This window comes from Variovorax rhizosphaerae, assembly GCF_037889975.1.
GTDB lineage: Bacteria > Pseudomonadota > Gammaproteobacteria > Burkholderiales > Burkholderiaceae_C > Variovorax > Variovorax rhizosphaerae.
In genome coordinates this window covers 619894-644231 of sequence record NZ_JBBKZT010000001.1, presented here as the reverse complement: position 1 = coordinate 644231, position 24338 = coordinate 619894, and the positions used below count along the sequence as shown (strand labels likewise).

General features: G+C 66.6%; 24 protein-coding genes. 6 read left to right on the top strand and 18 right to left on the bottom strand.

The genetic code is table 11. From position 1 onward, the window contains the following. Positions 1-11: 11 nt before the first annotated feature. On the bottom strand, positions 12-1052 hold the full coding sequence (locus WKW82_RS02860) for a zinc-dependent dehydrogenase (protein WP_340340729.1): 1041 nt from the start codon (positions 1050-1052) through the stop codon (positions 12-14). Between the two features lie 31 nt (positions 1053-1083). After that, on the bottom strand, positions 1084-1902 hold the full coding sequence (locus tag WKW82_RS02855) for an SDR family oxidoreductase (RefSeq protein ID WP_340340728.1): 819 nt from the start codon (positions 1900-1902) through the stop codon (positions 1084-1086). On the opposite strand from WKW82_RS02855, the gene WKW82_RS02850 reads away from it, so the two are divergent. Next, positions 1862-2755, top strand: a complete 894-nt coding sequence (locus WKW82_RS02850; RefSeq protein WP_340340929.1) for an HAD family hydrolase — start codon at positions 1862-1864, stop codon at positions 2753-2755. The two genes, WKW82_RS02855 and WKW82_RS02850, sit on opposite strands and share 41 nt — an antisense overlap. Positions 2756-2926: 171 nt before the next feature. Here WKW82_RS02850 and WKW82_RS02845 read toward each other — a convergent pair whose 3' ends face one another. The 6 genes from WKW82_RS02845 to WKW82_RS02820 all read right to left on the bottom strand — a co-directional run bounded on the left by WKW82_RS02845 (position 2927) and on the right by WKW82_RS02820 (position 9182). Beyond that, positions 2927-3829 (bottom strand): VOC family protein, encoded by a 903-nt coding sequence (locus WKW82_RS02845; protein WP_340340727.1) that lies wholly within the window; start codon positions 3827-3829, stop codon positions 2927-2929. 17 nt (positions 3830-3846) lie between these two features. After that, positions 3847-4602 (bottom strand): ABC transporter ATP-binding protein, encoded by a 756-nt coding sequence (locus WKW82_RS02840; RefSeq protein WP_340340928.1) that lies wholly within the window; start codon positions 4600-4602, stop codon positions 3847-3849. Positions 4603-4712: 110 nt separating this feature from the next. Beyond that, positions 4713-5588, bottom strand: coding sequence for an ABC transporter ATP-binding protein (locus tag WKW82_RS02835; protein WP_340340726.1), 876 nt, complete (start codon positions 5586-5588; stop codon positions 4713-4715). After that, positions 5572-6150, bottom strand: a complete 579-nt coding sequence (locus tag WKW82_RS02830) for an OsmC family protein (protein WP_340340725.1) — start codon at positions 6148-6150, stop codon at positions 5572-5574. The genes WKW82_RS02835 and WKW82_RS02830 overlap by 17 nt, the downstream gene beginning before the upstream one ends. 22 nt (positions 6151-6172) lie before the next feature. Beyond that, the gene (locus tag WKW82_RS02825) at positions 6173-8002 is read right to left on the bottom strand and encodes an ABC transporter permease (RefSeq protein ID WP_340340724.1); all 1830 of its coding nucleotides are present in this window, start codon (positions 8000-8002) and stop codon (positions 6173-6175) included. Positions 8003-8012: 10 nt separating this feature from the next. After that, positions 8013-9182: an ABC transporter substrate-binding protein gene (locus WKW82_RS02820; protein WP_340340723.1), complete on the bottom strand. Its 1170-nt coding sequence runs from the start codon at positions 9180-9182 to the stop codon at positions 8013-8015. Positions 9183-9756: 574 nt separating this feature from the next. On the opposite strand from WKW82_RS02820, the gene WKW82_RS02815 reads away from it, so the two are divergent. The 3 genes from WKW82_RS02815 (at position 9757) to WKW82_RS02805 (ending at position 12378) form a co-directional block, all read left to right on the top strand. Beyond that, a complete protein-coding gene (locus WKW82_RS02815) occupies positions 9757-10728 on the top strand; it encodes a ketopantoate reductase family protein (RefSeq protein ID WP_340340722.1) in 972 nt (323 codons plus the stop codon). A gap of 158 nt (positions 10729-10886) precedes the next feature. Beyond that, positions 10887-11420 carry a VOC family protein gene (locus WKW82_RS02810; protein WP_340340721.1) on the top strand — a complete coding sequence of 178 codons (534 nt, stop codon included), beginning with the start codon at positions 10887-10889 and terminating at the stop codon, positions 11418-11420. A gap of 37 nt (positions 11421-11457) precedes the next feature. Then, positions 11458-12378: an HAD family hydrolase gene (locus WKW82_RS02805; RefSeq protein ID WP_340340720.1), complete on the top strand. Its 921-nt coding sequence runs from the start codon at positions 11458-11460 to the stop codon at positions 12376-12378. 34 nt (positions 12379-12412) lie between these two features. Here WKW82_RS02805 and WKW82_RS02800 read toward each other — a convergent pair whose 3' ends face one another. The 8 genes from WKW82_RS02800 to WKW82_RS02765 all read right to left on the bottom strand — a co-directional run bounded on the left by WKW82_RS02800 (position 12413) and on the right by WKW82_RS02765 (position 19982). Next, positions 12413-14308, bottom strand: coding sequence for a family 2A encapsulin nanocompartment cargo protein cysteine desulfurase (locus tag WKW82_RS02800; RefSeq protein WP_422823402.1), 1896 nt, complete (start codon positions 14306-14308; stop codon positions 12413-12415). Between the two features lie 87 nt (positions 14309-14395). Continuing rightward, entirely contained in the window at positions 14396-15328 is a 933-nt protein-coding gene (locus tag WKW82_RS02795) for a family 2A encapsulin nanocompartment shell protein (RefSeq protein ID WP_340340719.1), read from the bottom strand. 59 nt (positions 15329-15387) lie between these two features. Further along, on the bottom strand, positions 15388-15660 hold the full coding sequence (locus WKW82_RS02790; RefSeq protein WP_340340718.1) for a helix-turn-helix domain-containing protein: 273 nt from the start codon (positions 15658-15660) through the stop codon (positions 15388-15390). Positions 15661-15841: 181 nt separating this feature from the next. Further along, the gene (gene epsC, locus WKW82_RS02785) at positions 15842-16768 is read right to left on the bottom strand and encodes a serine O-acetyltransferase EpsC (RefSeq protein WP_340340717.1); all 927 of its coding nucleotides are present in this window, start codon (positions 16766-16768) and stop codon (positions 15842-15844) included. 31 nt (positions 16769-16799) lie between these two features. Continuing rightward, positions 16800-17279: a rhodanese-like domain-containing protein gene (locus WKW82_RS02780; RefSeq protein WP_340340716.1), complete on the bottom strand. Its 480-nt coding sequence runs from the start codon at positions 17277-17279 to the stop codon at positions 16800-16802. 154 nt (positions 17280-17433) lie between these two features. Then, a complete protein-coding gene (locus tag WKW82_RS02775) occupies positions 17434-18360 on the bottom strand; it encodes an aliphatic sulfonate ABC transporter substrate-binding protein (protein ID WP_422823401.1) in 927 nt (308 codons plus the stop codon). A gap of 538 nt (positions 18361-18898) precedes the next feature. Further along, on the bottom strand, positions 18899-19777 hold the full coding sequence (locus WKW82_RS02770) for a TauD/TfdA dioxygenase family protein (RefSeq protein WP_340340714.1): 879 nt from the start codon (positions 19775-19777) through the stop codon (positions 18899-18901). Positions 19778-19835: 58 nt separating this feature from the next. Then, a complete protein-coding gene (locus tag WKW82_RS02765; protein ID WP_340340713.1) occupies positions 19836-19982 on the bottom strand; it encodes a hypothetical protein in 147 nt (48 codons plus the stop codon). Positions 19983-20170: 188 nt separating this feature from the next. On the opposite strand from WKW82_RS02765, the gene WKW82_RS02760 reads away from it, so the two are divergent. After that, entirely contained in the window at positions 20171-21118 is a 948-nt protein-coding gene (locus WKW82_RS02760; protein WP_340340712.1) for a hypothetical protein, read from the top strand. Between the two features lie 3 nt (positions 21119-21121). On the opposite strand, the gene WKW82_RS02755 is transcribed toward WKW82_RS02760, so the two are convergent. After that, positions 21122-21955: a M48 family metallopeptidase gene (locus WKW82_RS02755; RefSeq protein ID WP_340340711.1), complete on the bottom strand. Its 834-nt coding sequence runs from the start codon at positions 21953-21955 to the stop codon at positions 21122-21124. Between the two features lie 84 nt (positions 21956-22039). Here WKW82_RS02755 and WKW82_RS02750 point away from each other — a divergent pair, with 84 nt between their 5' ends. Further along, the gene (locus WKW82_RS02750; RefSeq protein ID WP_422823400.1) at positions 22040-23473 is read left to right on the top strand and encodes an AmpG family muropeptide MFS transporter; all 1434 of its coding nucleotides are present in this window, start codon (positions 22040-22042) and stop codon (positions 23471-23473) included. A 110-nt stretch (positions 23474-23583) separates the two neighbouring features. Here the strand turns inward: WKW82_RS02750 and WKW82_RS02745 are convergent, their stop codons facing one another. Then, a complete protein-coding gene (locus WKW82_RS02745) occupies positions 23584-24318 on the bottom strand; it encodes an SDR family oxidoreductase (protein ID WP_340340710.1) in 735 nt (244 codons plus the stop codon). Positions 24319-24338: the final 20 nt, after the last annotated feature.

Sequence of the window (24338 nt, the reverse complement as noted above, 5' to 3'; positions counted from 1 at the left end):
ATGTTCCTCGGTCACTGCACGACGAGGGTCTTCATGCCCTTGCCGGATTTGGCGAATTCGAATGCCTCATGGATGTCGTCCAGCGCGAAGCGGTGGCTCACGATGTCGCGCACGTTGATGCGGCCGTCGGACACGAGCCGCATGGAGCGGAAGTAGTCCTCGTTGCTGGAGCCCGTGGTGCCCAGCAGTTTCAGTCCGCGGTAGTGCACGAGATTGGTGTCGATCTCGACGCGCGTGCCCTTCTTCAGGCCGCCGAAGAAGTTGACCCGGCCATGCACCGCCAGCAACTGCACCGACAGGGGTTGCAACTCCGGCGACGAAGCGGCCGTGACGACCACGTCCACGCCACGCCCCTTGGTGATGCGCATGACTTCGGCCAGCACGTCGACCTGGCTCGAATCGATCAGGATGTCGGCGCCGAACTTCTCGATCTCGCGCAGCCGTCCCGCGCTGCGCCCCACCACGATGACCTGCCGCGCGCCCCAGGCCTTGGCCAGCTGCACGAAGCACGCGCCGATCGGTCCCGGGCCGATGATCAACACCGTGTCCTCCGGAGTGACGGTCAGCCCCTTGAAGGCGTTGTAGCAGCAGGACAGCGGCTCGATCACCGCCGCCTCCTCGAAGGACAGATGCTCCGGCACCTCGAAGATGTTGTTGCCGCGGATGGCAATGGCCGGCACTCGCATGTACTCCTGGAAGCCGCCATCCAGGCTGATGCCGAAGGCCTCGTAGTCGGGGCACATGTTGTTGTAGCCCTGGCGGCACATCTCGCAATGGCCGCAGCCGATGTTGGGCGTGAAGGAGACACGCTGCCCCTCGCGCCAACCCGACACCAGCTTGCCGACGCGGGCAATCGTGCCGGACAGTTCATGCCCCAGCACCCGCGACTGGCCCTCGCGGATCTTGAAGTGGCCGCCGCCATGGATGCGAAGGTCGGTGCCGCAGATCGAGGCAGTGCGCGTCTTGACGAGGATCTCGTCGTCGCCGATGTCGTAGATGTCGCGCTCCTCGAGCGTGATCTGCCCGGGCCGGTGGAATACCGCTGCTTTCATGGGGGTGCCGCCTTGCTTGGGTCCGGGCCGCTCAGACTTCCATGCCGTAGCGATGGACCTTGTGCGTCGGGTAGAGCGCGATCGTCGGGATCGTGATGTCCGGCGTGCGGGTGGCCACGAACAGTGCCAGCCAGGCCACGCTGTCGACCTCGATGCAGGAGGCGTGGATGCCTTCCTTGATTTCCTTTTCGTCGAGCCAGCCGTCGACGTAGGCCTTCAGGTTGCCGTCGTACAGGCCCTTGTCGATGATCTCGGTCATCGGCGTCTTGACGTGCGAGGGGTTCAGCACCGTCACGCCGATCTTCTTGTCCTTGCCTTCGAGCAGGATGTTCTTCGAGAAGCCCAGCATGCCGTGCTTGGAGGCGCGGTACGGGCTGTGGCCGGGGCCGGAGGCGACGCGGGTCGACGAGGAGCCCATGTTGATGATGCGGCCGCCGTTGGATTGCTTCTCCATGTAGCGGAAGGCTTCGCGGCAGCAGAGGAACACGGCCGTGAGGTTCGGGCCGATGGTCTTGTTCCATTCGTCCAGCGTGACCTCGGTCACCGGGGGCGCCAGCGAGTCGCGGCCGGCGCTGTTGACGACCACGTCGATGCTGCCCCACAAGGTGTAGGCCTTCTTGAAGAAGTCGATGACGGTCTGCTCGCCAGTGACGTCGGCCACGACCGGGACGAATTCGCCGCCGGCCGCGGTGATCTCCGCGGCGATGCGCTGCAGTCGCTCTGCATCGATGTCGACACCGAGGACCTTGCAGCGGTTCTCGCAATACATCCGGGCGACGGCCTCACCGATGCCGGAGGCGGCACCCGTGATGATCGCCACCTTGCCATCCAGCATTTTTCCGTTGTTCATGGGGTTGTTCCAGTTCAGTTTGGGTTTCAGGGCACTTTGGAATCTGCCGGGTGACGAGGACTTCTTGACGTGGGCCTCGGCTGGCATGGGTTGGACTATAAAAGGAATTTCTTTCTTTGACAACACATCGCAAAAACTTTTTTCCGTCAAAATCGGTGGCACGCTGCGCCGGCTGTCGGCACGGAAGAGACGCTTACTGAAGAAGAGGACGGACAACATGCATCGAATGGCGGTCTTGTGGGACCTGGACGGCACGCTGGTGGACAGCGAGCCGCTGCATGAAGAGACGCTGGTGATGTCACTGGCGGCCGAAGGGATCACGCCCCCGGCGAATTTGCACGAGCTGGTGGTGGGCATGCCGGCGCGGCTGATCCACGAGACCTTCAGCGCGCGCTACGGGCTGGCGATGCCCTTCAACGACTGGCGGCGATGGCGCAGCCATGCGTACCTGGAACGGGCGGCCCGACTGCAGCCGCGCGCCGAGGCGCTGGAGGTGTTCAGGGAATTGCAGGCACTGGGCGTGCCGCAGGCCGTGGTCTCCAATTCGGAGCGGCTCATCGTGGATGTGAACCTGCGCGCGATCGGCCTGATGGAGCCCGACCTGGTGTCGGTGAGCCGCAATGACGTGCGGCAGGGCAAGCCGGAACCGGAGGGTTATCTGCGTGCCGCCTGGCTGCTCGCGCTGGAAGGGGCGGACATTACCGTGGTCGAGGACAGCCCGACCGGGGCGCTGGCGGGAATCGCCGCTGGGTATCGCACGCTGCTGTGGCCGCAGGCGCCGATGCCGGCACCGGCCGGGGCCATCCTGATCGCGGATCAGGGCGAGCTGCGACGGCGCTTGTCATTGGGTTGAAGCTTGATTTGCAACGCGGAGTCGCTGCCGCTGAACTGCTGTGCCGTCTGCCCCTTCCCCTACCCCTACCCCTACCCCTGCCCCTGCCCCTGCCCCTGCCCCTGCCCCTGCCCCTGCCCCTGCATCGGGCATCGGGGAGCTGGCAGCTGCGTCACTTCGAGTCGAGCATGCTCATGCCGGCTCGGCGATTGCGGAACGTGCGAGGCGATGGTTGGTCGTTGCGGCGGCATCCCGCTCGAAGTCGATGCTCGCGCCATGCGTCAGCCCGAGGCTCGGCGTTGCAGCGTTGGCAAGCGTGGTGCGCAGCGTCAGGTGAAAGAGGCCTTCGCCGTGCGCCGCCAGCCGGCGGGCGATGGGGTCGCCGCCTTCGTCATCGATGTCGTGCTCGTCATCGACACTGGCCGAAAGCACCGTGGGCCGGGTCGCGTTCAGCACCAGCGTGCTGTCGCCCAACGCGACAAGCGCGATGCGATCGCGCCGCGCATGCAGCGTCACGCCACGGCCGACATGCGTGCCGGGGCTTTCACCGAGCAGTGCGCGATAGCGCGTCAGCGTCGCGTCCAGGTCCTTCACAGCAATGGCCAGGCTGACGACGCCGGTCACGCCGTTCGGATGCACGCGCGCATCGCCCTCCGGCACGCGCAACGCGCGAGGCGTGATGTCGCCGCAGAGAAAGGGCAAGTCTTGCGTCGTCGGCCGCGCGGTCTGCCAGTGCAGACGCTCGCCATCAGGACGCAGCCGGCCACCATCGAGCGGCCCTTGCCCTTCCAGCGTCAGGCCGCGTTGCGCCGCCTGCGTCACCGTTTGCGCGGTGTCGGCAGGCAGCAGCGCGAAGTCGACAAGACCCTCGCCACGCCGCTGCAACACCTGCCACCAGCGCTCCTGCGGCGCGGGTGACTTCCACGCAATCAACTCGAGGTAGCTGCCGTCGGCGAACACGACCAGCGCGTTGTGCGTGCTGCGGCCCGGATGGTCGCCGCCGCGCTGCACGTTGAAGCCGAGCGCCGTGTAGTCGGCAATGGTCGCCTCCAGGTCATGGACGGCGATGACGATGTGGTCGAGTTTCAGTGACACGTGGATCCTTTGTTCATTCATGAAGCGGTGCTGGCGGCATCGCTGCCGCCGAGGTAGGCGTCGCGGATGCGCGCATCGGTCAGCAGTTGCGCCGCCCGGCCTTGCAGCACGATGCGCCCCGTCTGCAGCACATAGCCGTAGTGCGCGATCTGCAGGGCGAGGCTCGCGTTCTGCTCGACCATGAACACCGACACGCCCTGCCGATTGATCTGCGCGATGAGTTCCAGCACCTTGTCGACATACAGCGGCGACAGGCCCATCGTGGGCTCGTCCATGCAGATGAGCCGCGGGCGGCCCATGAGGGCACGCGCCATCGCCACCATCTGCTGCTCGCCGCCGGAGAGCGTGCCGGCCAGGAAGTCGATGCGCTCGGCCACGCGCGGGAAGAGTTCCAGCATGCGTTCGAGGTCTTCGGCGATGGCCTTGCGGTCGCTGCGCGCATAGGCGCCCATCAGCAGGTTCTCGCGCACCGTCATCGCGGGGAACAGGCGCCGCGCCTCAGGCACCGAGCCGATGCCGCGACGGATCACCTGCGGCGTGCCCAGGCCGGCCATCGACTGGCCGGCAAAGCGCACCTCGCCGGAGCGCGGCTTCTGCAGGCCGAGCACGACTTTCATGGTGGTGGACTTGCCGCTGGCGTTGCCGCCGAGCAGGCTCACGATCTGGCCCTGGCGGACTTCGAGGTCGAGGTCGAAGTGGGCCTGGACGGGGCCGTAGAAGGTGTTGACCTTGCGGAGTTCCAGCAGGGCATGAGAAGCCACGCCCTGGGTCATGGCTGCGGCTTCGCGACGGTCGTTGTCTTCGTCGCGGTCGTCGCGCCAGCCGTCTCCGCGCAGAAGAGAAGGCGGCGCAAGACCGGTGCGCGCAGTGGTGACGAGCGCCGTCATGCCGCGAGTGCCGGCGGCGCCAGAGCGGGAGACTTCGGCGCGACTGCCTGCTGGCCGACGTTGCGGCTGCCGAGGTAGGCCTCGATCACCTTGGCATCGTTGCGCACATCCTGCGGCAAGCCTTCGGCGATCTTGCGGCCATCGTCCAGCACCACGACGCGATCCGACAGTTGCATCACCAGGTCGAGCTTGTGCTCGATCAGCAGGATGGTCTGGCCGCGCGACTTGAGCGTGCGGATGATCTCCAGCATCTCGGCGGTCTCGCTTTCGTTCATGCCGGCCGTGGGTTCGTCGAGCAGCAGCAGGCGCGGTTGCAATGCAAGCGCGCGGGCAATCTCGACGCGGCGGCGGTTCGCATACGACAGGCTGTACGCGGGGTGGTCGATGCGCGGCGCGAGGCGTTCGCCGAACAGCGCGATGATCTCCAGCGCTTCCTCGCGCAGCCCTGCTTCCTCGCGCGTGACCGATGGCGGTTGCACCAAAGCCAACGCAAGTTCAGCCAGCGCGCCGATCCCCGGTATGCCACCGAGTCGCGGACGCACCGCACGCAAGCGCGTATGCGCGCCGACCAGCAAGTTGTCGAGCACTGTGAGGTTGGCGAACACGCGCCCATGCTGGAAGGTGCGTGCCAGGCCGCGTTGCGCCAGCCTGGGCGCCGGCCATCCGGTGATGTCCTCGCCTTCGAAGCGCACCGTGCCGCCATCAGGTTGATCCAGTCCGGTCACGAGGTTGAACAGCGTGGTCTTGCCCGCGCCATTGGGGCCGATCACGCTCACCAGTTCGCCCTCGCCCACCGCCAGGTCGACCGCATCGACGGCGGTCAGCCCGCCGAAGCGGCGCGTGAGGCCGGAGACTTCAAGCAGCGAGGGCATCCACGTCCTTGCTGGCCGCTTTGGCCGCATGCGCTTTCGAGTTCACCAGCTTCACCTCCGCGCGGATCGTCTGCGGATTGCGCAGCAGGTTGAGGATCGGGCAGGTGCGCTCGACTTCTTCAAACAGCGCGTCGATATCCTCGCGCGAGGCTGGCGAATCGATGTTCACCGTGTACGCGATCTCGTGCGGCCAGATCGGCGTCTGCTCGTGGCCGGGCTTGCCACCGCGCGGGTCGATGATGCCGGTCACTTCCACGTCCAGGCTTTCGAGCGGCACCTGCCGTTGCGCCGCGTGGATCAGGAAGATGTGCGTCACGCAGGTGCCCAGCACGCCCAGTTGCAGTTCGGGCGAGCTGGGGCCGAGGTTGTAGCCGGCGAAGTCGGGCGGGCTGTCGCTGATGACCTGGTGGTCGCGGATGCGCAAGCGCCGCACGCCGCTGCGGCCCTCGACGCGTACGTTGGCCTCCAGTTGCAGCGGCTGTGCGGTGCCGGCCTCGATGGCGGCGTCGCGTGCCAGCACGGCGGCGCGCTTCTCGGCGAGGTAGTCGTTCAGGTGACTCATCGAAATTTCCTTTGTGTTGGTTTCAAACGGTGCCGAGCAGGCCCTGCGGCCGGAAGCGAATCAACAGCAGCAGCGCCACGCCATAGATCAACATGCGGTACTCCGCCGTCACGCGGAACAGCTCCGGCAAGCTGACCAGCGCTACCGCCCCGAGCAGCGCGCCGCTGATGTTCCCGAGCCCACCCAGGATCACCATCGTCAGCGCGAGGATGGAGATCTGCGAGGTGAAGGTCTCGTGGTTGATGTACGAATACAGGTGCGCGGTGAAGGCCCCGCTCACGCCCGCCGCGAAGCCGCCGAAGCCGAAGGCCATCGCCTTGTAGCGATCAGGACTCACGCCATAGGCACGCGCGGCCACTTCGTCCTCACGCACTGCGCGGAAGGTCCGGCCGAGGTGCGAGCGCAGCAGCCGCCATTGCAGCAAGGCGAGCAGCACCATCGCAGCGAACGCGGCCCAGTAGAAGGCCGCATTGGACGAGGCGTCCTGCCCGAACAGCGACAGGGGCGGTATGCCCGACACGCCAATCGGCCCGCGCGTGAGGCTCTCCCAGTTGAGGATCGTCAGCGCCACGATCTCGCCGATGCCCAGCGTGGCGATCGACACATAGTGCCCACGCAGCCGGAACGCCGGGAAGATCAGCGCGGTGCCGATCAACGAAGTCAGCAGGCCCGACACCACGATGCTCGTGCCCACCGGCAGGTGCAGGTCCAGCACGAGCAGCGACGATGCATACGCGCCAATCGCCAGCAGCCCCGCATGCCCCAGCGAGATCTGCCCGATCGTGCCTGCCACCAGCGTCAGGCTCAGCGCCAGCGCCGCATAGAGCCACGAGTTGGTCAGCACCTGCAGCAGGTACGGCGAAGGATTGAACAGCGGCAGCACCGCGGCAATCACGAACAACCCGGCCAGCACCTTCGCCGGCACATGCCACGGCTTGCTCGGCGCGATGAAGGTGCCTGTCAGCGGCTCCGGCGGCAACGCCCGCTTGCGCCCAAACAGCCCATTGGGCTTCCACACCAGGATGATCAGCAGCAACACGAAGGCGAACAGGTTGCGGTACGGCGTGCCGAACATCGCCACGCCATAGCTCTCGATCAGCCCGAGCAGCATGCTGCCCACGATGGCGCCCGGCACGTTGCCGACGCCGCCGACCACCGTCGCGACCACGCCCTTCAAGGTCGCCTGGAAACTCATCGCCGGGCTGATGTTGTTGTAGTACATGCCCACCAGCACGCCCGACAAACCACCCAGCGCCGATGCAATGGCAAACACGCTCTGGTTGACGCGATTCACGTCCACGCCCATCTGCTGCGCCGCATCCCGGTCCTGCGCGGTGGCACGCACCGCCCAGCCCAGCTTCGTAAAGCGCAGGAAGCCGAACAGCAGCGCCGCGCTCGTGATGCCGATGCCGGCGATCAGCAGGTCCAGCGCGCCGATGGTGCCGGTGCCGATCTGCAGGCGCCAGTCCGGCAGTTGCGTGGGCAGCGAGCGCGGGTCGGGGCTCGCGAAGATCTGCACCAGGATGTCGAGCACGAAGCTGATGCCGATGGTCGCCAGCAGCGGCGCGATGCGCGCGGCCCCTTGCAGCGGCCGCAGCCCGACGCGCTCGATCAGCATGCCCAGCGCGCCGGAACCCAGCACCACCAGCAGCAGCGTGATCGGCAGCGGCGTGTGCAGGAAGGTGATCGCCGCCCAGCCGATGTACGCGCCGACGGTGTAGACCGAACCGTGCGCGAAGTTGATGAGGTGCGACACCCCGAAGATCAACGCGAGGCCGACGGCCAGCATCGCGTAGATGTTGCCGATGATCAGGCCATTGACCGTGTAGTCGAAAAACGAGGTGAAGCTCATGCGTGCGCGTTCAGCGGGCCGATGCCACGGCGGCCTTGCCCTTCAGGTCGCTCAGCGCCCACTTGCCGTCCTTCACGACCAGGTCTACGCTCTTCACGCCGATCACGCGGCGCGACTGCGGGTCGAAGTTGGCCTTGCCGAACACCACGCTCGGCACGTCCTTGATCTTGTAGAAGGCGTCGCGCACGGCGGTGCGGTCGGCCTTGGGGCCGGCCTGGTTCAGCGCGGCGGCCGTGACCAGCACCGCGTCATAGGCGTACGCGTTGAAGGCATCCGGCTCCTTGCCGTACTTGGCCTTGAAGCGCGTGACGAACTCCTGCACCTCGGCGCGCGGCTCCTCGGGGAAGAAGGAGGTGTTGGTGTAGATGCCGTTGACCGCCGCGCCGCCGAGTTCGATGAACTTGGGCGAGTAGACCGAGCCGCTGGCTGCGATCGGCTGCTTCAGCCCGACGTTGCGCACCTGCCCGGCGATGAGCGCGCCGTCGGGGTAGTAGGAGATGAGCACCAGGCCATCGGGGTTGGCATCGCGCACGCGCACCAGCGTCGAACGGAAGTCCTTCTCGTCGGGCTGGTAGCCCTCGGCGATGACCACCTGCGCACCGCGTTGCTCGGCCGCCTTCACGAACACGTCGCGGCTGGCGCGGCCCCAGTCGGTGTTGAGGAACAGCACGGCCACGCGCTTGAATCCGAGCGTCTTCACCGCCAGGTCGGCAAGCAATGGTTGCGAGTCCGACTGGCTGATCGACGGGCTCCAGATGAAGTCACCGCCCTTGGTGAAATCGGGGTGCGAGTTGGTGAAGCCGAGTTGCACCAGGCCGGCGCGCTGGTAGATCGGCGAGGCCGCCATCGAGGCCGGGCTGGAGAAGTCGCCCAGCTCGATCAGGATGCGCTTGTCGTTGACGAACTTCTGCGCGAGGCCGACCGCCTGGCGCGGGTCGCTCTGGCTGTCCTCGAAGATGTAAGCGAGCGGGCGGCCGTGGATGCCGCCCTTGGCGTTGATGTCGTCGAGCGCGAGGTCGAAGCCGGCTTTCCACTGCGCGCCGTACTGCGCGTTCTGGCCGGTCAGCGGGCCGCTGACGCCGAACCAGACGGGCTCGCCTGTGGCCGGTGCGGCGCTCGCGAGCATGGGGGCCAGCAGGATGACGCCGGCGAGGCGGAGGAAGAGTTGGCGGCTGAGCATGAACGTGCACTCCAGGGACAAGGAAGTCCTGGATTCTTCGATCCGCACGCGGGCAAGGGAACGAAGAAAAAGGAGCAGGCTTAGTTGCTATCTGACTATCTGCTTGCGCTTTGGCGCAAGGCCGCAGAGTCGTTGAAACGAACGGTGAGGACAGCACCGATCCGATTTCAGTGAATGAGTGGACCGCGTCACCGATCGCCTGCGGACACGTTGCCGGTGAGCTCCTGCAGGGGCTCGATGAAGGCGTCTGGCGATCTGGTCAGCGCACAAGCGCGGACGCCATGCCGCGGCTCAAAAAGTTTCCGCATATCGCTGCGCGAATTTCTTCGTTCCCGCATGCACCGACGGCCTGCACAGTGGCACCTCCCGAATTCACTTGACTCGCTTGCCATGCATCTGCCTTTCATCGCCCAAGGGGTCGTACACCAAGCTCATCGCGATGCGCCGCGTCGACAAGGACAAGCCGTGGGCGCAGCAACTCGTGAAGGCCTGTCACTCGGCCGAGGTGAAGACTTCATCGAGACCAGGTTCAACGGCGCGCTGGTGCCGGCCTTCTGAACCCGAGCGCAGCCCCATGTCCGTCTTGAAATTCCTCGTGGTGGGTGCCGGCGCGGTCGGCGGCTACTTCGGCGCTCGCCTGCTGCATGCCGGGCAGGACGTGACCTTTCTCGCGCGTCCTGATCGTGCGGCGCAGCTCGCCTCGCGCGGACTGTCGATACGCAGCCCTGCCGGCAACCTGCACCTGGCCTCGGCGCCGGTCATCACGTCAAGGCAACTTCGGCGAACCTATGACGTGGTGATCGTCGCCTGCAAGGCCTACGACCTCGAATCGGCCATGGCCGACTTCGCGCCCGCCGTCGGGCCGGAGACTGTCATCCTCCCGCTGCTCAACGGCATGCGCCACCTCGACCTGCTGGTCGAGCGCTTCGGGCGCCGCAGCGTGCTGGGCGGGGCCTGCGTGATCGCCGCATCGGTAGACGAGACGGGCGCCATCGAGCATTCCGGCGACGAGCACACCCTGCTGTTCGGTGAACTCGAAGGCGAATACACGTCACGCATCGAACGGATCGCCCAAGCCTTCCACGAGGCCCGCTTCGATGCGCAGCCGAGCGACTACATCGTGCAGGACATGTGGGAGAAATGGATCCACATCGCGACGCTCGCCAGCCTCACGGCGCTGCTGCGCGCCAACGTCGGCGACATCGTCAGCGCGGGCGCGCAACACATCGCGCTCGACCTGCTGGACGAGTGCTGCCGCATCGCCGCCTTCAACGCCCATGCACCGCGCGCGAAGGCCATCGCGCGCACCCGCGCGGCGCTGTGCATGCCGGGCTCGGTGCTGACGGGTTCGATGTACCACGACATCGAGCGCGGCGAGCCGACCGAAAGCGAGCACATCCTCGGCGACCTGCTGCGGCGCGGGCGCTGGTCCACCGCGGACACGCGCCTGCTGCCGGTGGCCCATGCGCAGTTCAGGACCCATGAGGCGCGCCGCGCGCGCGAGGAGCAAGCCGAGGCACAGCAGGCGCGGCGCCTCGCGGCCTGATCCCTCGCAAGTTCGCTGGTGCACGCAAGGCCAGCGCAAGGCTGCATCGCCGATTCGCACTGGGACTGCGCGCAAACGTTTGGGACGCGCGGTCAACCCTGAAGCCGCCCGCGCGCCTATCGTCCAGGTCACGCTTCAACTCCTTCGTGTCGTGCCCCATGCTTTGCAAGAAACTCCATCACGCCGCCTTCCGCTGCACGGACGCGGCCGCCACCGCCCGCTTCTATACCGGCGTGCTCGGCCTCAAGTTGTCCCACGCGCTGACGCAGGACGTGGTGCCCTCCACCGGCCAGCACGCCCCGCACATCCACCTCTTCTTCGAGATGGAGGACGGCAGCAGCATCGCCTTTTTCGAATGCCCCACCGCACCCGGCGGCATCCGGGACATGAAAGCGCCCGCCTGGATCCAGCACTTCGCGTTCCAGGTGGACAGCATCGAGGTGCTGCATCAGGCGCGAGCCGAACTGGAAGACTTGGGTGTACCGGTGATCGGCCCGGTCAACCATGACGACTTCGTGCTGTCGATCTACTTCAATGATCCGTCCGGGCACCGGCTGGAACTGACCGCGCCGATCTGCACGGCGCAGCGGCTGGCGTCCTTCGCAGCCGAGGCACCGCGTGTGTTGCAACACTGGACCACGTTGCAACTGCAAGCTTCAACGGACACCTTCGACACAGTGCACCGGGTGTAAGCTGCGCTCCCTCAACCCGAAGATGGAGTTCGCGCGAATGCCTGAACAGTCCCTGCCATCGTGGAACGACGGCCCCGCCAGGCGGGCCATCATCGACTTCGTCACACGCGTCACAGACCCGTCCCACCCGGATTTCGTCCGTCCCGCGGAACGCATCGCGACCTTCGACAACGACGGCACGCTCTGGTGCGAGCAGCCCAAGCAAACACAGTTCTTCTTCGCCGAGGCGCGCCTGGAAGCGCTCGCTGAAAAAGATCCGAGCCTGCGCGAGCGCCAGCCCTTCAAGGCCTTCCTCGAACACGATCTCAAGACCCTCTTCAACCTGGGCAAGCAGGCCGCCTTCGAGGCCGTGTTCATGACGCACGCCGGCATGACGATCGAGGAATTCAACGCCATCGCCAAGGAATGGTTCGCTACCGCCACCCATCCGCAACTGCACCGCCCTTTCACGCGCTGCGTGTACCAGCCGCAACTGGAACTGCTGGACTACCTGCGCGCCAACGGCTTCAAGAACTTCATCGTCAGCGGCGGCGGCATCGAGTTGATGCGGGCCTTCGCGGAAGAGGTCTACGGCATTCCGACCGAGCAGGTGATCGGCAGCAGCACCAGGACCCGCTTCGAGGTGATCGATGGCCGTGTCCAGATGATGAAGATCGCCGAGCTCGGCTCCTTCGACGACCGCGAGGTCAAGACCGAGAACATCGCGCTGCACATCGGCCGCCGGCCGATCCTTGCCTTCGGCAACTCCGACGGCGACCTGGCGATGCTGCGCTACGCCAAGTCAGGTGCAGGCGCCCGGCTGGCCCTGCTGCTGCACCATGACGACGCCGAGCGGGAGTTCGCCTATGACCGTGAATTTCGCCTGAGCCCGCTGGTCGAGGCGCTGGACCACGCCGCCGACTTCGGCATCGACGTGGTCAGCATGAAGCGCGACTGGGCCACAGTGTTCCCAACCTGAGAGCCAGGCCCCGCGTACACGCGGCCGGGCGCGATCACCCTGCGCGCCGCTGCGCCGACAGCCGCCGAACCACCGCCACCAACCGATCGATCTCATCGAAGGTGTTGTAGAACGCCAGCGAAGGCCGCACCGTGGTCTTGACGCCGTTGCGCCGCAGGATCGGCTGCGCGCAATGGTGCCCCGTGCGCACCGCGATGCCCTCGTCGTTCAGCGCGTGACCCACTTCCTCGGTCGTGTAGCCGTCCAGCACGAAGGACATCACGCTGGCCTTGTCGGCCGCCGTGCCGATCAAGCGCACACCCGGAATCGCGCCCAACTCGCGCATGCCATATTCGAGCAGCTCATGTTCGTAGCGCGCGATGTTCTCGATGCCGATCTTGTTGACGTAGTCGATCGCCGCGCCCAGCCCCACCGCATCGGCGATGTTGCCGGTGCCGGCTTCGAACTTGTTGGGGATCGGCTGGAACACGGTCTTCTCGAAGGTGACGTCGGCAATCATGTTGCCCCCGCCCTGCCACGGCGGCATGTCTTCCAGCAACGCGCGCTTGCCCCACACCACGCCGATGCCCGTCGGCCCGAATACCTTGTGGCCGGAGAACACGAAGAAGTCCGCGCCGATGTCCTGCACGTCGACCCGCATGTGCGACACCGACTGCGCACCGTCGACCAGCGCGACGGCGCCCGCGCGATGCGCCAGCTCGACGATCTCCTTCACCGGCACCACGGTGCCCAGTGCGTTGGAGACCTGCGTGACGGCGACGATCTTGGTGCGATCGTTCAGCAGCTTGCGATATTCGTCGAGCAGCACCTGCCCCGAGTCGTCCACCGGGATCACGCGCAGCTTCGCGCCCTTGGCAGATGCGAGCTGCTGCCACGGCACGATGTTGGCGTGGTGCTCCAGGTGGCTCACGATGATCTCGTCGCCCTCGCGCACATGCTGGCCGCCCCAGCTCTTGGCGACGAGGTTGATGGCCTCGGTCGTGCCGCGCACGAAGATCACTTCATCGACTTCCGGGGCGTTGATGAACTTGCGCACCCGCTCCCGCGCACCTTCATACGCATCGGTCGCACGCGCCGCGAGCTCGTGCGCAGCGCGGTGGATGTTCGAGTTCTCGTGCTCGTAGAAGTAGCTGATGCGGTCGATGACCGACTGCGGCTTGTGCGTTGTCGCCGCGTTGTCGAACCACACGAGTTGCCGGCCGTTGACACGCTCCTGCAACACGGGGAAATCGCGCCGCACCGCATGCACATCGAAGGGCTGGCGCTGACCCGCCGTGGCCAGGGGCACATCGCCGCCATGCGGCGGAGGCTTGGCCGGTGTGACATAGCCGCTTGGCAAGCGAACCGAGTCGACGAAGTAGTACTGCGGCTCGGTCGAGGGCGCCGGTGCGCTCGATGGCGCCGCCGATGGGTTCGCCAGCAAGCCCCGCAAATCGGCGCCCTGCGGTTGCGCGAACGGGAAGTAGGCCAGTTCGTCGCTGATGCGCGGTGCGCTGTCGGCGCCACGGCCACCAGGCGATGGCTGGCCGTATGTGTCACCGAGGAAGTAGAACGGCGATGCGCCCGCACCGGGATGCGTCGCAGCCTGCGAGGGCGTCACCGCCGCTGCCTCCGGCACCCCGATAGCAGCCGTGCCCAGTCGCGGTTCATACGCCGGAAGCGCAGCGAACACGTTGTCCGGCACGCCATTGCCGGCCACCGCCTTCGGCAGCAACGACGGCGCGCGGTTGGCCAACGATGGCAATTGTGTGGGCGACGCCGGCAGCAGGTTGCTGCCCGGCACCTGGCCTTGCGGTATGGGCGTACCGGGCACGCTCGGCCCGAAGCCCGCGGGGCTCACCAGCGGCGATCCCGGCGGTGCCAGTTGCGAAGGCGCCTGTGCGCCCGGCACGTATTGCCCCGGCAAAGCCGCGAACAACTGGCTTGCCATGCGCGCCAGCACCTCGGGGTCGAACGGGGCCTCCACGCCATGCGGCAGGCCGGCGGCAGTGGGAGTCAATGGGCTGTTCACCGCGGCTTACTTGTAGGTGTCGGCGTAGTCGTGGTACCTGCCGACCTCGACATCGTCGAGCACGGCCAGCGCATCCGTCGTCAGCACCGCGAGCGAGCAATACAACGAGATCAGGTACGACGCGATCGCATGGTTGTTGATCCCCATGAAGCGCACCGACAGCCCCGGGCTCTGCTCGCCGGTGAGCCCCGGCTGGAACAGGCCGACCACGCCCTGGCGCTTGTCGCCCACGCGCAGCAGGATGATCTTGCTCTTGCCATCGGCCACCGGCACCTTGTTCGACGGGATCAGCGGGATGCCGCGCCAGGTGATGAACTGCGAGCCGAACAGGCTCACCGTCGGCGGCGGCGTGCCGCGTCTTGTGGCTTCACGGCCGAAGGCTGCAATCGCCAGTGGATGCGTCAGGAAGAAGGCCGGCTCCTTCCACACCTTGGTCAACAACTCGTCGAGATCGTCGGGCGTGGGCGCGCCGGTCAGCGGAAAGATGCGCTGCTCGTCCGTCACCTGCGACAACAGGCCGTAGTCGGGGTTGTTGATGAGCTCGCTCTCCTGGTTCTCCTTGATCGTCTCGATCGTGAGGCGCAGCTGTTCCTTGATCTGGTCGTGCGGGCTGCTGTAGAGGTCGGAGATGCGGGTGTGCACGTCGAGCACGGTGCTCACCGCATTGAGGAAGTATTCGCGCGGGTTCTCCTCGTAGTCCACCCAGGTGCGCGGCAGCTGGTTCTCGCTCTCCTTCGCGGTGCAGACGACCTTGATCGACTCGGGATTCTTGACCTTGTTCAGGCGGTAGATGCCCGCCTCGACCGGAACCCATTGCAGCAGGTGCGTGAGCCAGCGCGGGCTGATGGTCTCGAGCTGGGGGACGGTCTTGGTGGCATTCGCCAGCTGGCGGGCGGCGCTGTCGCCAAGGGCGGTGGTTCCGCCGACTGTTGCACTCATGAAAGGCTCCGTGGTTGAGAGAAAGACGAAACCAGTGTCGGATGCCTAGGGGTTATCCCTCAACAGGCTATAGCCATCAAATTGATGCGCCTGGCCAACACCTGCGACTCCAGTTCCTCGCAGCGCGCGAGCAGGCCGGATGTGTTGAGCTTCAGCGCGTCGGCGAGCTTGCGGACGGTGACGATCGATGGGATGACACGGCCGCGCTCGATCTCGCCGACGTAGGAGCGGTTGAGGTTGGAGTGCTCGGCGAGTTGCTCCTGCGACCAGCCCTGCTGCTCGCGCAGGCGGCGTACCGCGACGCCGAAGCTCTCTACGAGGGCCGCGCTCATGGATGTGGCCCCCACGCTCGGCACTTCGTGCCCTCGCTGCCCCCCAAGGGGGTGCGAGCTTTCTTGGGGCGACTCGGCGCGGGGTCCATGAGCCCCCACGCTCTGCACTTCGTGTCCTCGCTGCCCCCCAAGGGGGCGCGAGCTTGCTTGGGGCGGCCCGGCGCTGCGCTCATCGCGGTACTCAAGCCCGCAAAGCCAACCGAGGCTGCGGCGCGTTCTGCAAACTGGCCTGCGTCACGCTGGTACCTGCAGGCACGTCATCGGTGATCCACACATTGCCGCCGATGGTCGCGCCCTTGCCGATCGTCACCCGTCCGAGAATGGTGGCGCCAGCGTAGATGACCACATCGTCTTCCACCACCGGATGCCGCGGCAGTCCCTTCTGCAGATGGCCCGATGCGTCGGTCGGAAAGCGCTTCGCGCCCAGCGTGACCGCCTGGTAGACGCGAACATGCCGGCCAATGACCGCCGTCTCGCCGATGACGACGCCCGTGCCATGGTCGATGAAGAAGCCTGGTCCGATCTGCGCACCAGGATGGATGTCGACACCGGTCTGGCCATGCGCCAGCTCCGCCACGATGCGCGCAAGCAGCGGCAGCCCGAGCGTGTAGAGCGTGTGCGCCAGCCGGTGATGGATCATGGCCAACACGCCCGGATAGCACAGGAGCACTTCGTCCACGCTGTGCGCGGCCGGGTCGCCCTGGAAGGCGGCCACCACGTCGCTGTCGAGCAGCCGGCGGATGTCGGGCAACGCGTCGCCGAATTCCCGCACCGCTTGCCCTGCGCGCGCATCGACTTCGTCCACAGCAGTCGGGGCATGCCGGCCGACGTACTGCAGTTCCAGCCGGGCCTGCTCCAGCAAGGTGTGAAGGGCCGCGTCGAGCGTGTGCGCGACGTAGTAGTCCTCGCCGTCGGGCCGCAGATTGGGCGGACCCAAACGCAGCGGGAACAGCGCACCCTTCAACTGCTCGACCACCACGGCCAGCGATTCACGCGACGGAAACTCGCGCCCCGCCGGCTCGCGCGATCGCTTCTGTGCGTCGCGCCATTCGCTGCGCACGCCGCGCAGGGAACTGGCGATGCGGTCGATGTCGAGTCGTACGGGCATGGTGTCCTTTGCGTCGTTGACCGGGTGCCGGTCAGTCCTGCACCCAGGGCAGTTGATGAAAGCGCCAGCCATCGGCCACGCCGCGGTGCTGGTGCGCATCGATCTCGCCCTCGAAGCCTTCGAGGACGTTGAAGACATTCGCAAAGCCGGCCTTGGCAGCAGCCTCCGCCGCCAGCGCCGAGCGTTTGCCGCTGCGGCACAGCAGCAGCACGACCGCATCCTTGCCGCCCTCCTTCGCCACCTTTGCTTCCAACTCGCGCACGAAGCGCGGGTTGCGCGTCAACGCGGTGCCGGTGGCCCAAGGCACGTGCAGGCTGTCGGGCACATGGCCGACGAACTTGCGCTCTTCGCCGGAGCGCACGTCCACGAGCACGGCCTGTGCCTGCTGCACCAGTTGCCACGCCACGAAGGGCGTCACACCGCCTGCGTAAGGGAGGTTCTGCTGTGCCGCGATGTCGCGGGCCTGTTCCAGTGCCGCGGGCAATTCAAGGGTTGCTGCATCGAAATTCATGACAAGGTCTCCACTTTTTTTGGGGATCAAAGGTCTCGCCTTGATGGCGATAGACCACTTTAGGGTGCGTGCTTGCCAACACAAACGACTGAGAATTCAGTTCTTAAGCACTGAACTGTCTATGGCCGCAGGATGCATCTGGGCCGCGCACCATTCATGCGCCCGGCTCGAACAGCGTCACGGCCAGCGTGTCGACGCGACGCGGCAACAGCTTCTCGGCGAGGAAGGCGTCCGCAATGCGCTGCTGCTCCGCCAAGCCTGCGGCCACGACCGGGCGCACCCGGTAGCTGCGCCGTGCGTTGGCCTGCTCGATGGTGGCCGTGTCCAGGCCCCACACCGGTGCGAGCACGGCAGCCGCCTCGGCCGGGTTCTGCTTGACCCAGCGGCCCGCCTTCTCCAACTCGGCATACACCGCGCGCAACACATCGGGCCTTGCCTGCGCATAGCGCGTGCGCGCGAGGTAGTAGCGCTGGTACGAGGCAATGCCGGTGCCGTCGGCGAGCACGCGCGCCTGCGTCTGGCGTTGCGCGGCGGCGAGGAACGGGTCCCAAACCACCCAAGCATCTATCGCGCCGGTCTCGAAGGCTGCACGACCATCGGCCGGGGTGAGATAGGCGGGCTCGATGTCCTTGAACGACAGGCCGGCCTTCGCGAGTGCCGCGATCAGCAGGTAGTGCGAACCGGCCGCCTTCGCGAAGCCGACTTTGCGCCCCTTGAGATCAGCGACGGTCTTGATCGGCGAATCAGCGCGCACGAGGATCGCCTGCGCCGACGGCGACGGCGCCTCCTGCGCAACGAAGGTCAGTTGCGCGCCGGCCGCCTGCGCGAACACCGGCACCGTGTCGGCCACGTCGGCGCTGAAGTCGAGGTTGTCCAGGTTCAACGCTTCCAGCAGCGGCAGCCCGCTCGTGAACTCATGCCAGCTCAGCTTCACGCCCAGCGGCGCGAGGCGCTTCTCCAGCGTGCCTTGAGCCTTGAGCAGTGCGATCAGCGTTGATGATTTTTGATAGCCGAGTCGCAAGGTGTCGGATGCGCTACCGGCCTGCGCCAGCGCCCGCGCTGCCGCGAGCGAGCCCAGCAGTCCGAGCACGCCGCGGCGCGTGAATGCATGCGCCGTCGCTTTCACCACGAATGCGCCAGCAAGGCGTGCGACTGTGAGTTCGAAGGGGCGTTGAACCGCAGGCGCTTCAGCAAGCGGATCGACAATGAACGACGCGGCGCGCGCGGCGCCACATGCCAGGCCGATGCCGTGACGGCGATCACCCGGCGAGCCCGGGCTACGGGCGAAATCTCTGAAAGCTGTGTCATCGTGACTTCCACCGAAAGCGGGCCGGCGGCCCGCGCGTTGAGGGATTCTGCGAAGGTGCGACTGCAAAGCCAAAGAAGGAATTCGGCTATGCAGATTCGGTTTGCGTGGGGCGCGGAGATTCAGCCAAACATACCGCTGCGAAAGAGCATTGCGCCGCCAATCGCTGTGACGGCAACCGCAATCCACGCCCAGCGGCGCAGCAGCCGTTCTTCGCGCTCTTCTGGTATTGGAATCGCGAATGCTTGCTTGATTGAGAACAGGGGCTGTGCGCCAGTCAAACGTGTGCTGCGCGTCGACAGCAGACCCAGCGCTAGAACGGCAAGTCGCCCTGGATCGTCGTGCGATACAGCTTGCGCCGCAGTTCATCCGGCGTGCCGGCCGCGAGGTGCATCAGCGAGCGGTTGTCCCAGAACACGAGGTCGTGCGGCTTCCATTGGTGGCGGTAGACGAACTCCGGCTTCACGCTGTGCGCGAACAGTTCGGCCAGCAGCGCATCGCTCTCATCCTTCGGCAGGCCGACGATGCCGGTCGTGAAATGCTCGCTGACGAACAGCGCCTTGCAGCCCGTCTCGGGATGCGTGCGCACCACCGGCTGGATGGCGGGTGCGACCTTGTCGATCTGCTCCTGCGACAACTTGGGCCGCCACGGGTTCTTCGAACGCAGTTCCTCGTACTTCGCCAGGTAGCTGTGCTCGGCCTTCAGCGGCAACAGGTGCTGCTGCGTCTCCGGGCTCAGCGCTTCCCAGGCCAGGTGCTGATCGGCAAAGAGCGTGTCGCCGCCTTCGCTCGGCAGTTCCTGCGCGTGCAGCAATGAGCCGAGGCTGGGCTTGTCCTTGTACGAGATGTCGGAATGCCAATACGCACCCGCGTCGCCCAAGCCGATGGGCTCGCCGTTCTCCTTGATGTTGGAGACGATGAGGATCTCCGGGTGCCCCTTCAGGTGGTACTGGTGCAGCACGTGGATCTCCAGCGGGCCGAAGCGGCGGCTGAAGTCGATGTGCGCCTCGGGCGACACGTCCTGGGCGCGGAAGACGACGACGTGATGGTCGAGGTGTGCGCGGTGGATGCGTGCGAAGTCGGTTTCGTTGATGGGCTTCGAGATGTCGAGCCCGATGATCTCGGCGCCGACGGGCGCGTCGAAGCGGAGGACTTCGAAGTCCTGCGCGGGAATGGAAGCGGTGGTTGTCATGCGCGAAAGTCTACGGCGGCAGTGCGCCGCGTGCCGGGGGCGCGGGTACCGGGTTTTCTTACGCGATGCCCGACAGGAAGCCCGCAATCAGCGCGGCGGCCGTGACGACCAGGATGCTCAGCGCCAGGTCGCGCAACTCGGTGCCCAAGGGATGGCGCTCCTGCGGATCGTCGGCGAAGTCTTCGGTGCGTACGGGGGAAAGCATTGGCGCATTCTGCGGATCCGCACGCTATTGGCGAACGACGGAATTGTCAGTTGCATATAACTGAAACAGCTGGTTTGACGGCGATATCCACGACTCCGTCCAAAGTCGACCTTCGCCTGACCCTGTTCGGCATCTTCGTCCGTACAAGCTCCCACGGTCAATGTCGACCGGCTTGCGAGGAGCCCTTCATGTCCCATCCTGTCGTCGCCCTGCCGCCCCGCGTGGCCGGCCTGTTGAACCGCCGCCTGCTGCTGGGCCTGCCGGCCGCCGGCCTCCTGGTGGCCTGCGCGACGCCGACCTGGTCGCGAACGCAACTGGATTCGAACTGGCTGCGCGTCGAGGTACAGGACCGTGACAGCGGCGAGACCCTGCCCGTCTACACCGCCGCCGACGGGCAGCGCTACGTGGCCGGCCGCCCCGGCGCGCGCTACGGCGTCACGCTGCGCAACCTGCGCAGTGAGCGCATCTTGGTCGTGATGTCGGTGGACGGCATCAACGTGCTGAATGGCAAGACCGCCGGATGGGACCAGGACGGCTATGTGCTCGGCGCGCATGCCTCGGGCCAGATCGCGGGCTGGCGCAAGAGCGACCGCGAAGTCGCGGCCTTCGAATTCACCGCGCCCGGCGACTCATATGCGTCACGCACCGGGCGCCCGCTCGACCTGGGGGTGATCGGCTTTGCGGTGTTCAGCGAACGACGGCCCGAGCCGCGGCCGATGCCCAGGCCACCGATGGTCCCCTCGCCGATGCAGAAGGACAGCGCCGCCGCGAGCGAGGCCGCGTCCACGGCACGCGCCGAAGCACCGGCGAGTGCGGCATCCCAACCGTCGGGCTCCGGCGCCGCCAATGACGCCGCGTCGCCCTCCGCGCTGGCCCGCCGCGAGCGCGCACCGCTGGAAGAACAGAAGCTCGGCACCGGCCACGGCCAGCGGGAGGAATCGATCGTCACGCACACCCGCTTCGTGCGCGCAAGCAGCACGCCCGTAGAGGTGCTCGCCGTGCGCTACGACAGTCGCGCCAACCTGATCCGCATGGGCGTGATCCCGCAGCCTGACGATCGCATCGCGCGGCCCCCGCGGCCGTTCCCGCAGACCCCGCAGGCGAGCTATGTTCCCGACCCGCCGCCGCGCTACTGATGTTCAGCGCTTCGCCGCCCGGTAAAGCCCTTCCACCTTCGGCACGTTGGCTTCGAGGATCTTGATGCGATCGGTGCCGCTCGGGTGCGTCGACAGGAAGCCCAGCCCGCCCGAGGACTTGCTGGCTTCGGCCATCTTCTTCCACAGCGTGACCGAGGCCTTCGGGTCGTAGCCCGCGCGCGCCGCAATCTCCAGCCCGACCAGGTCCGCATCGGTCTCGTCGTTGCGGCTGAACTTGAGCGTGATGAGTTGCGTCGCGCCGCGCGCTGCCAGGTCGCCCATCTGGCCCAGGCCCAGCAGTTGCGCGCCGATCGACAGCGCCGCGCCGGTGCCGGCGTTCTTGGCCATCCGCGCCCGCGCATGCTCGCGCAGGGCATGCGCCATCTCGTGGCCCATCACCATGGCGATCTCGTCGTCGGTCAGCTTCAGCTGGTCGATGATGCCGGTGAAGAAGGCGATCTTCCCGCCCGGCATGCAGAAGGCGTTGATCTGCTTGCTGCCGATCAGGTTGACCTCCCACTTCCACTCCCTGGCGCGCGGATTCCACTGCCCGACGAATGGAATGAGCCGCGCCGCGATGGTGCGCAGGCGTTGCAGTTGTGGGTTGCCGTCACCGGCCAGCGCGCCCTTGGCCTTGGCCTGCGCCATCAGCTGGCTGTACTGCTGCGTACCGGCCTGCTCGATCTGGTCCGCGGAGACGAGATTGCGGGCCATCGAAGACTGGCCGACGTCGACCTGCGCCAGCGCAGGGCCCGCGACCGAAGCACCGGCCGCAAGCAGGAAGGCGCGGCGCGCGAACAATGGGCCGGCGGGATTGAAATGGCAGCGTGAACACATGGGGGAATAATAAGCAGCAAGCCCTGCTTGTCCTACATGTCCCCACCTTCCGCCGACCAAACCCTTCCCGCTTCTCAAGCCGATGTGGCTTCGCCAACTCGACTTGATTCCCCTCGGGGGGCGGGCCGGTCCGCGCCCGGCGCTGGGGGCGCTGCAGTCGATGCGGCTTCGCCCTCCCGGCTTGATTCTCCGCAGGGGGATTCGGAAGACCGCAAGCTCCCCTGGCGCGACACCCTCAAGGTCTACCTCGAACCGGCCACGCTGCGCATGCTCGCGCTGGGCTTCTCCGCCGGGCTGCCGCTGTTGCTGGTGCTCGGCACGCTGAGCTTCCGGCTGCGCGAGGCGGGCGTGGACCGCGCCACCATCGGCTTCCTGAGCTGGGTCGGGCTGGCCTATGCCTTCAAGTGGGTGTGGGCGCCGCTGGTCGACCGGCTGCCGTTGCCGCCGCTGACCACGCTGCTCGGCCGGCGCCGCGGCTGGCTGCTGTTCGCGCAGGGGCTGGTGGTCGCCGGCTTGGTCGGCATGGCGCTCAATGATCCACGCGATGGCCTGCATCCATTGGTCTGGTGCGCGCTGCTCGCGGCCTTCGGCTCGGCCACGCAGGACATCGCGCTGGACGCCTTCCGCATCGAATCGGCCGCGACGCGCAAGCAGGCGGCGCTCGCCGCGGCGTATCAGACCGGCTATCGCCTCGCGATGATCTGGGCCGGTGCCGGGGTGTTGTGGGTGGCGGCATGGGCCGAGGTCAGCGACACCGGCGGCTACCAGAACGCCGCCTGGCGCACCGCCTACCTGGTGATGGCCGCATCGATGTCGGTGGGCGTGCTGACGGTGTTGTTGTCACCCGAGCCGGAGCGACGATCGCTGGCCGCGCCCAAGGGTGCGGTCGCGTGGCTGCAAAGCGTGCTCATCGAGCCCTTCGCCGACTTCATCCGCCGCTACAAGTGGCAGGCCGCGCTGATCCTGTCGCTGATCGCCGTCTACCGCATCAGCGATGTAGTGATGGGCATCATGGCCAATCCGTTCTATGTGGACATGGGCTTCACCAAGGACGAGGTGGCCACGGTCAGCAAGATCTTCGGCGTGATCATGACGCTGGTCGGCGCTTTCGTCGGCGGCGTGCTGTCGATGCGCTTCGGCGTGATGCGGGTGCTGATGCTGGGCGCCGTGCTCAGCGCGGCCAGCAACCTGCTGTTCGCATGGCTGGCCACGCGCGGACATGACCTGAGCGCGCTGGTGGCCGTGGTGTCGGCGGACAACCTCGCGGGCGGAATCGCCTCGGCCGCGTTCATCGCGTACCTCTCCAGCCTGACCAACATCAACTACTCGGCGACGCAGTACGCGCTGTTCAGCTCGATGATGCTGCTGCTGCCCAAGTTCATCGCGGGGTATTCGGGCGTGTTCGTCGACCGCTTCGGCTACATCAACTTCTTCACCGCCACCGCACTGCTGGGCGTGCCGGTGCTGGTGCTGGTGGCGCTGGCTTCCAGGGCGCGGAAGACGGCCGGCAACGATTGATCAGAGCGTCCCTCTCCCGGATTCGGCTGAATACGCGCCGGCCCTGAAGGCACGAAGATTTCGTAGCGAGGGCGCCGAGGTCGGTGGCCGCAGTAGATAGATTCGCGCCTTCAGAGCGTCCAGCCGCCGTCGATGACGTGCGCCTGTCCCGTCGTGTACGTCGCCCCCGCGAGGTACACGACGAGGTCCGCGATCTCCTCCGGCTGCCCGATGCGCCCGATCGGCTGGCGCGCGATGAAGGCCGCGCGGTTCGCCTCGTAGTTGCCGTCCGCGCTCAGCCGTTGCTGCAGCGAGGGGCTCTCCACCGTGCCGGGGCATATCGCATTGCAGCGGATGCCCTGCGCAATGAAGTCCGCCGCGACCGATTTCGTCAGGCCGATCACCGCCGCCTTGGTCACGCTGTAGGCAAAGCGGTTCTGCACGCCCTTCACGCTCGACGCAACCGAGGCCATGTTGACAATGCTGCCGCTGCGCCGCTCCAGCATGCCGGGCAGCACGGCCTTGATCGTGCGGACCATGGCCTTCACGTTGAGGTCATACGCAAAGTCGATGTCGCGCTCCGACGCCTCGAGGATGGTGCCGCCGTGCACCACGCCCGCGCAATTGAACAGCACGTCGACACGGCCCACCTGCTGGAAGAAGGCCGCCACGGCTGCATCGTCGAGCGCGTCGAGCCTGCGCCGCTGCATCTGCGCACCGCCCTGCACTTCCGCCAGCGCGGCCTCGTTGATGTCGGTGGCCCACACGGTGGCGCCGAGCCGGTCGAATGCCTCGGCTGTTGCGCGTCCGATGCCCTGCGCGGCGGCAGTGATGACGACCACCTGTCCGTTGAAATCCATGCTCATTTCCAGTTCCTTGCAGTTGC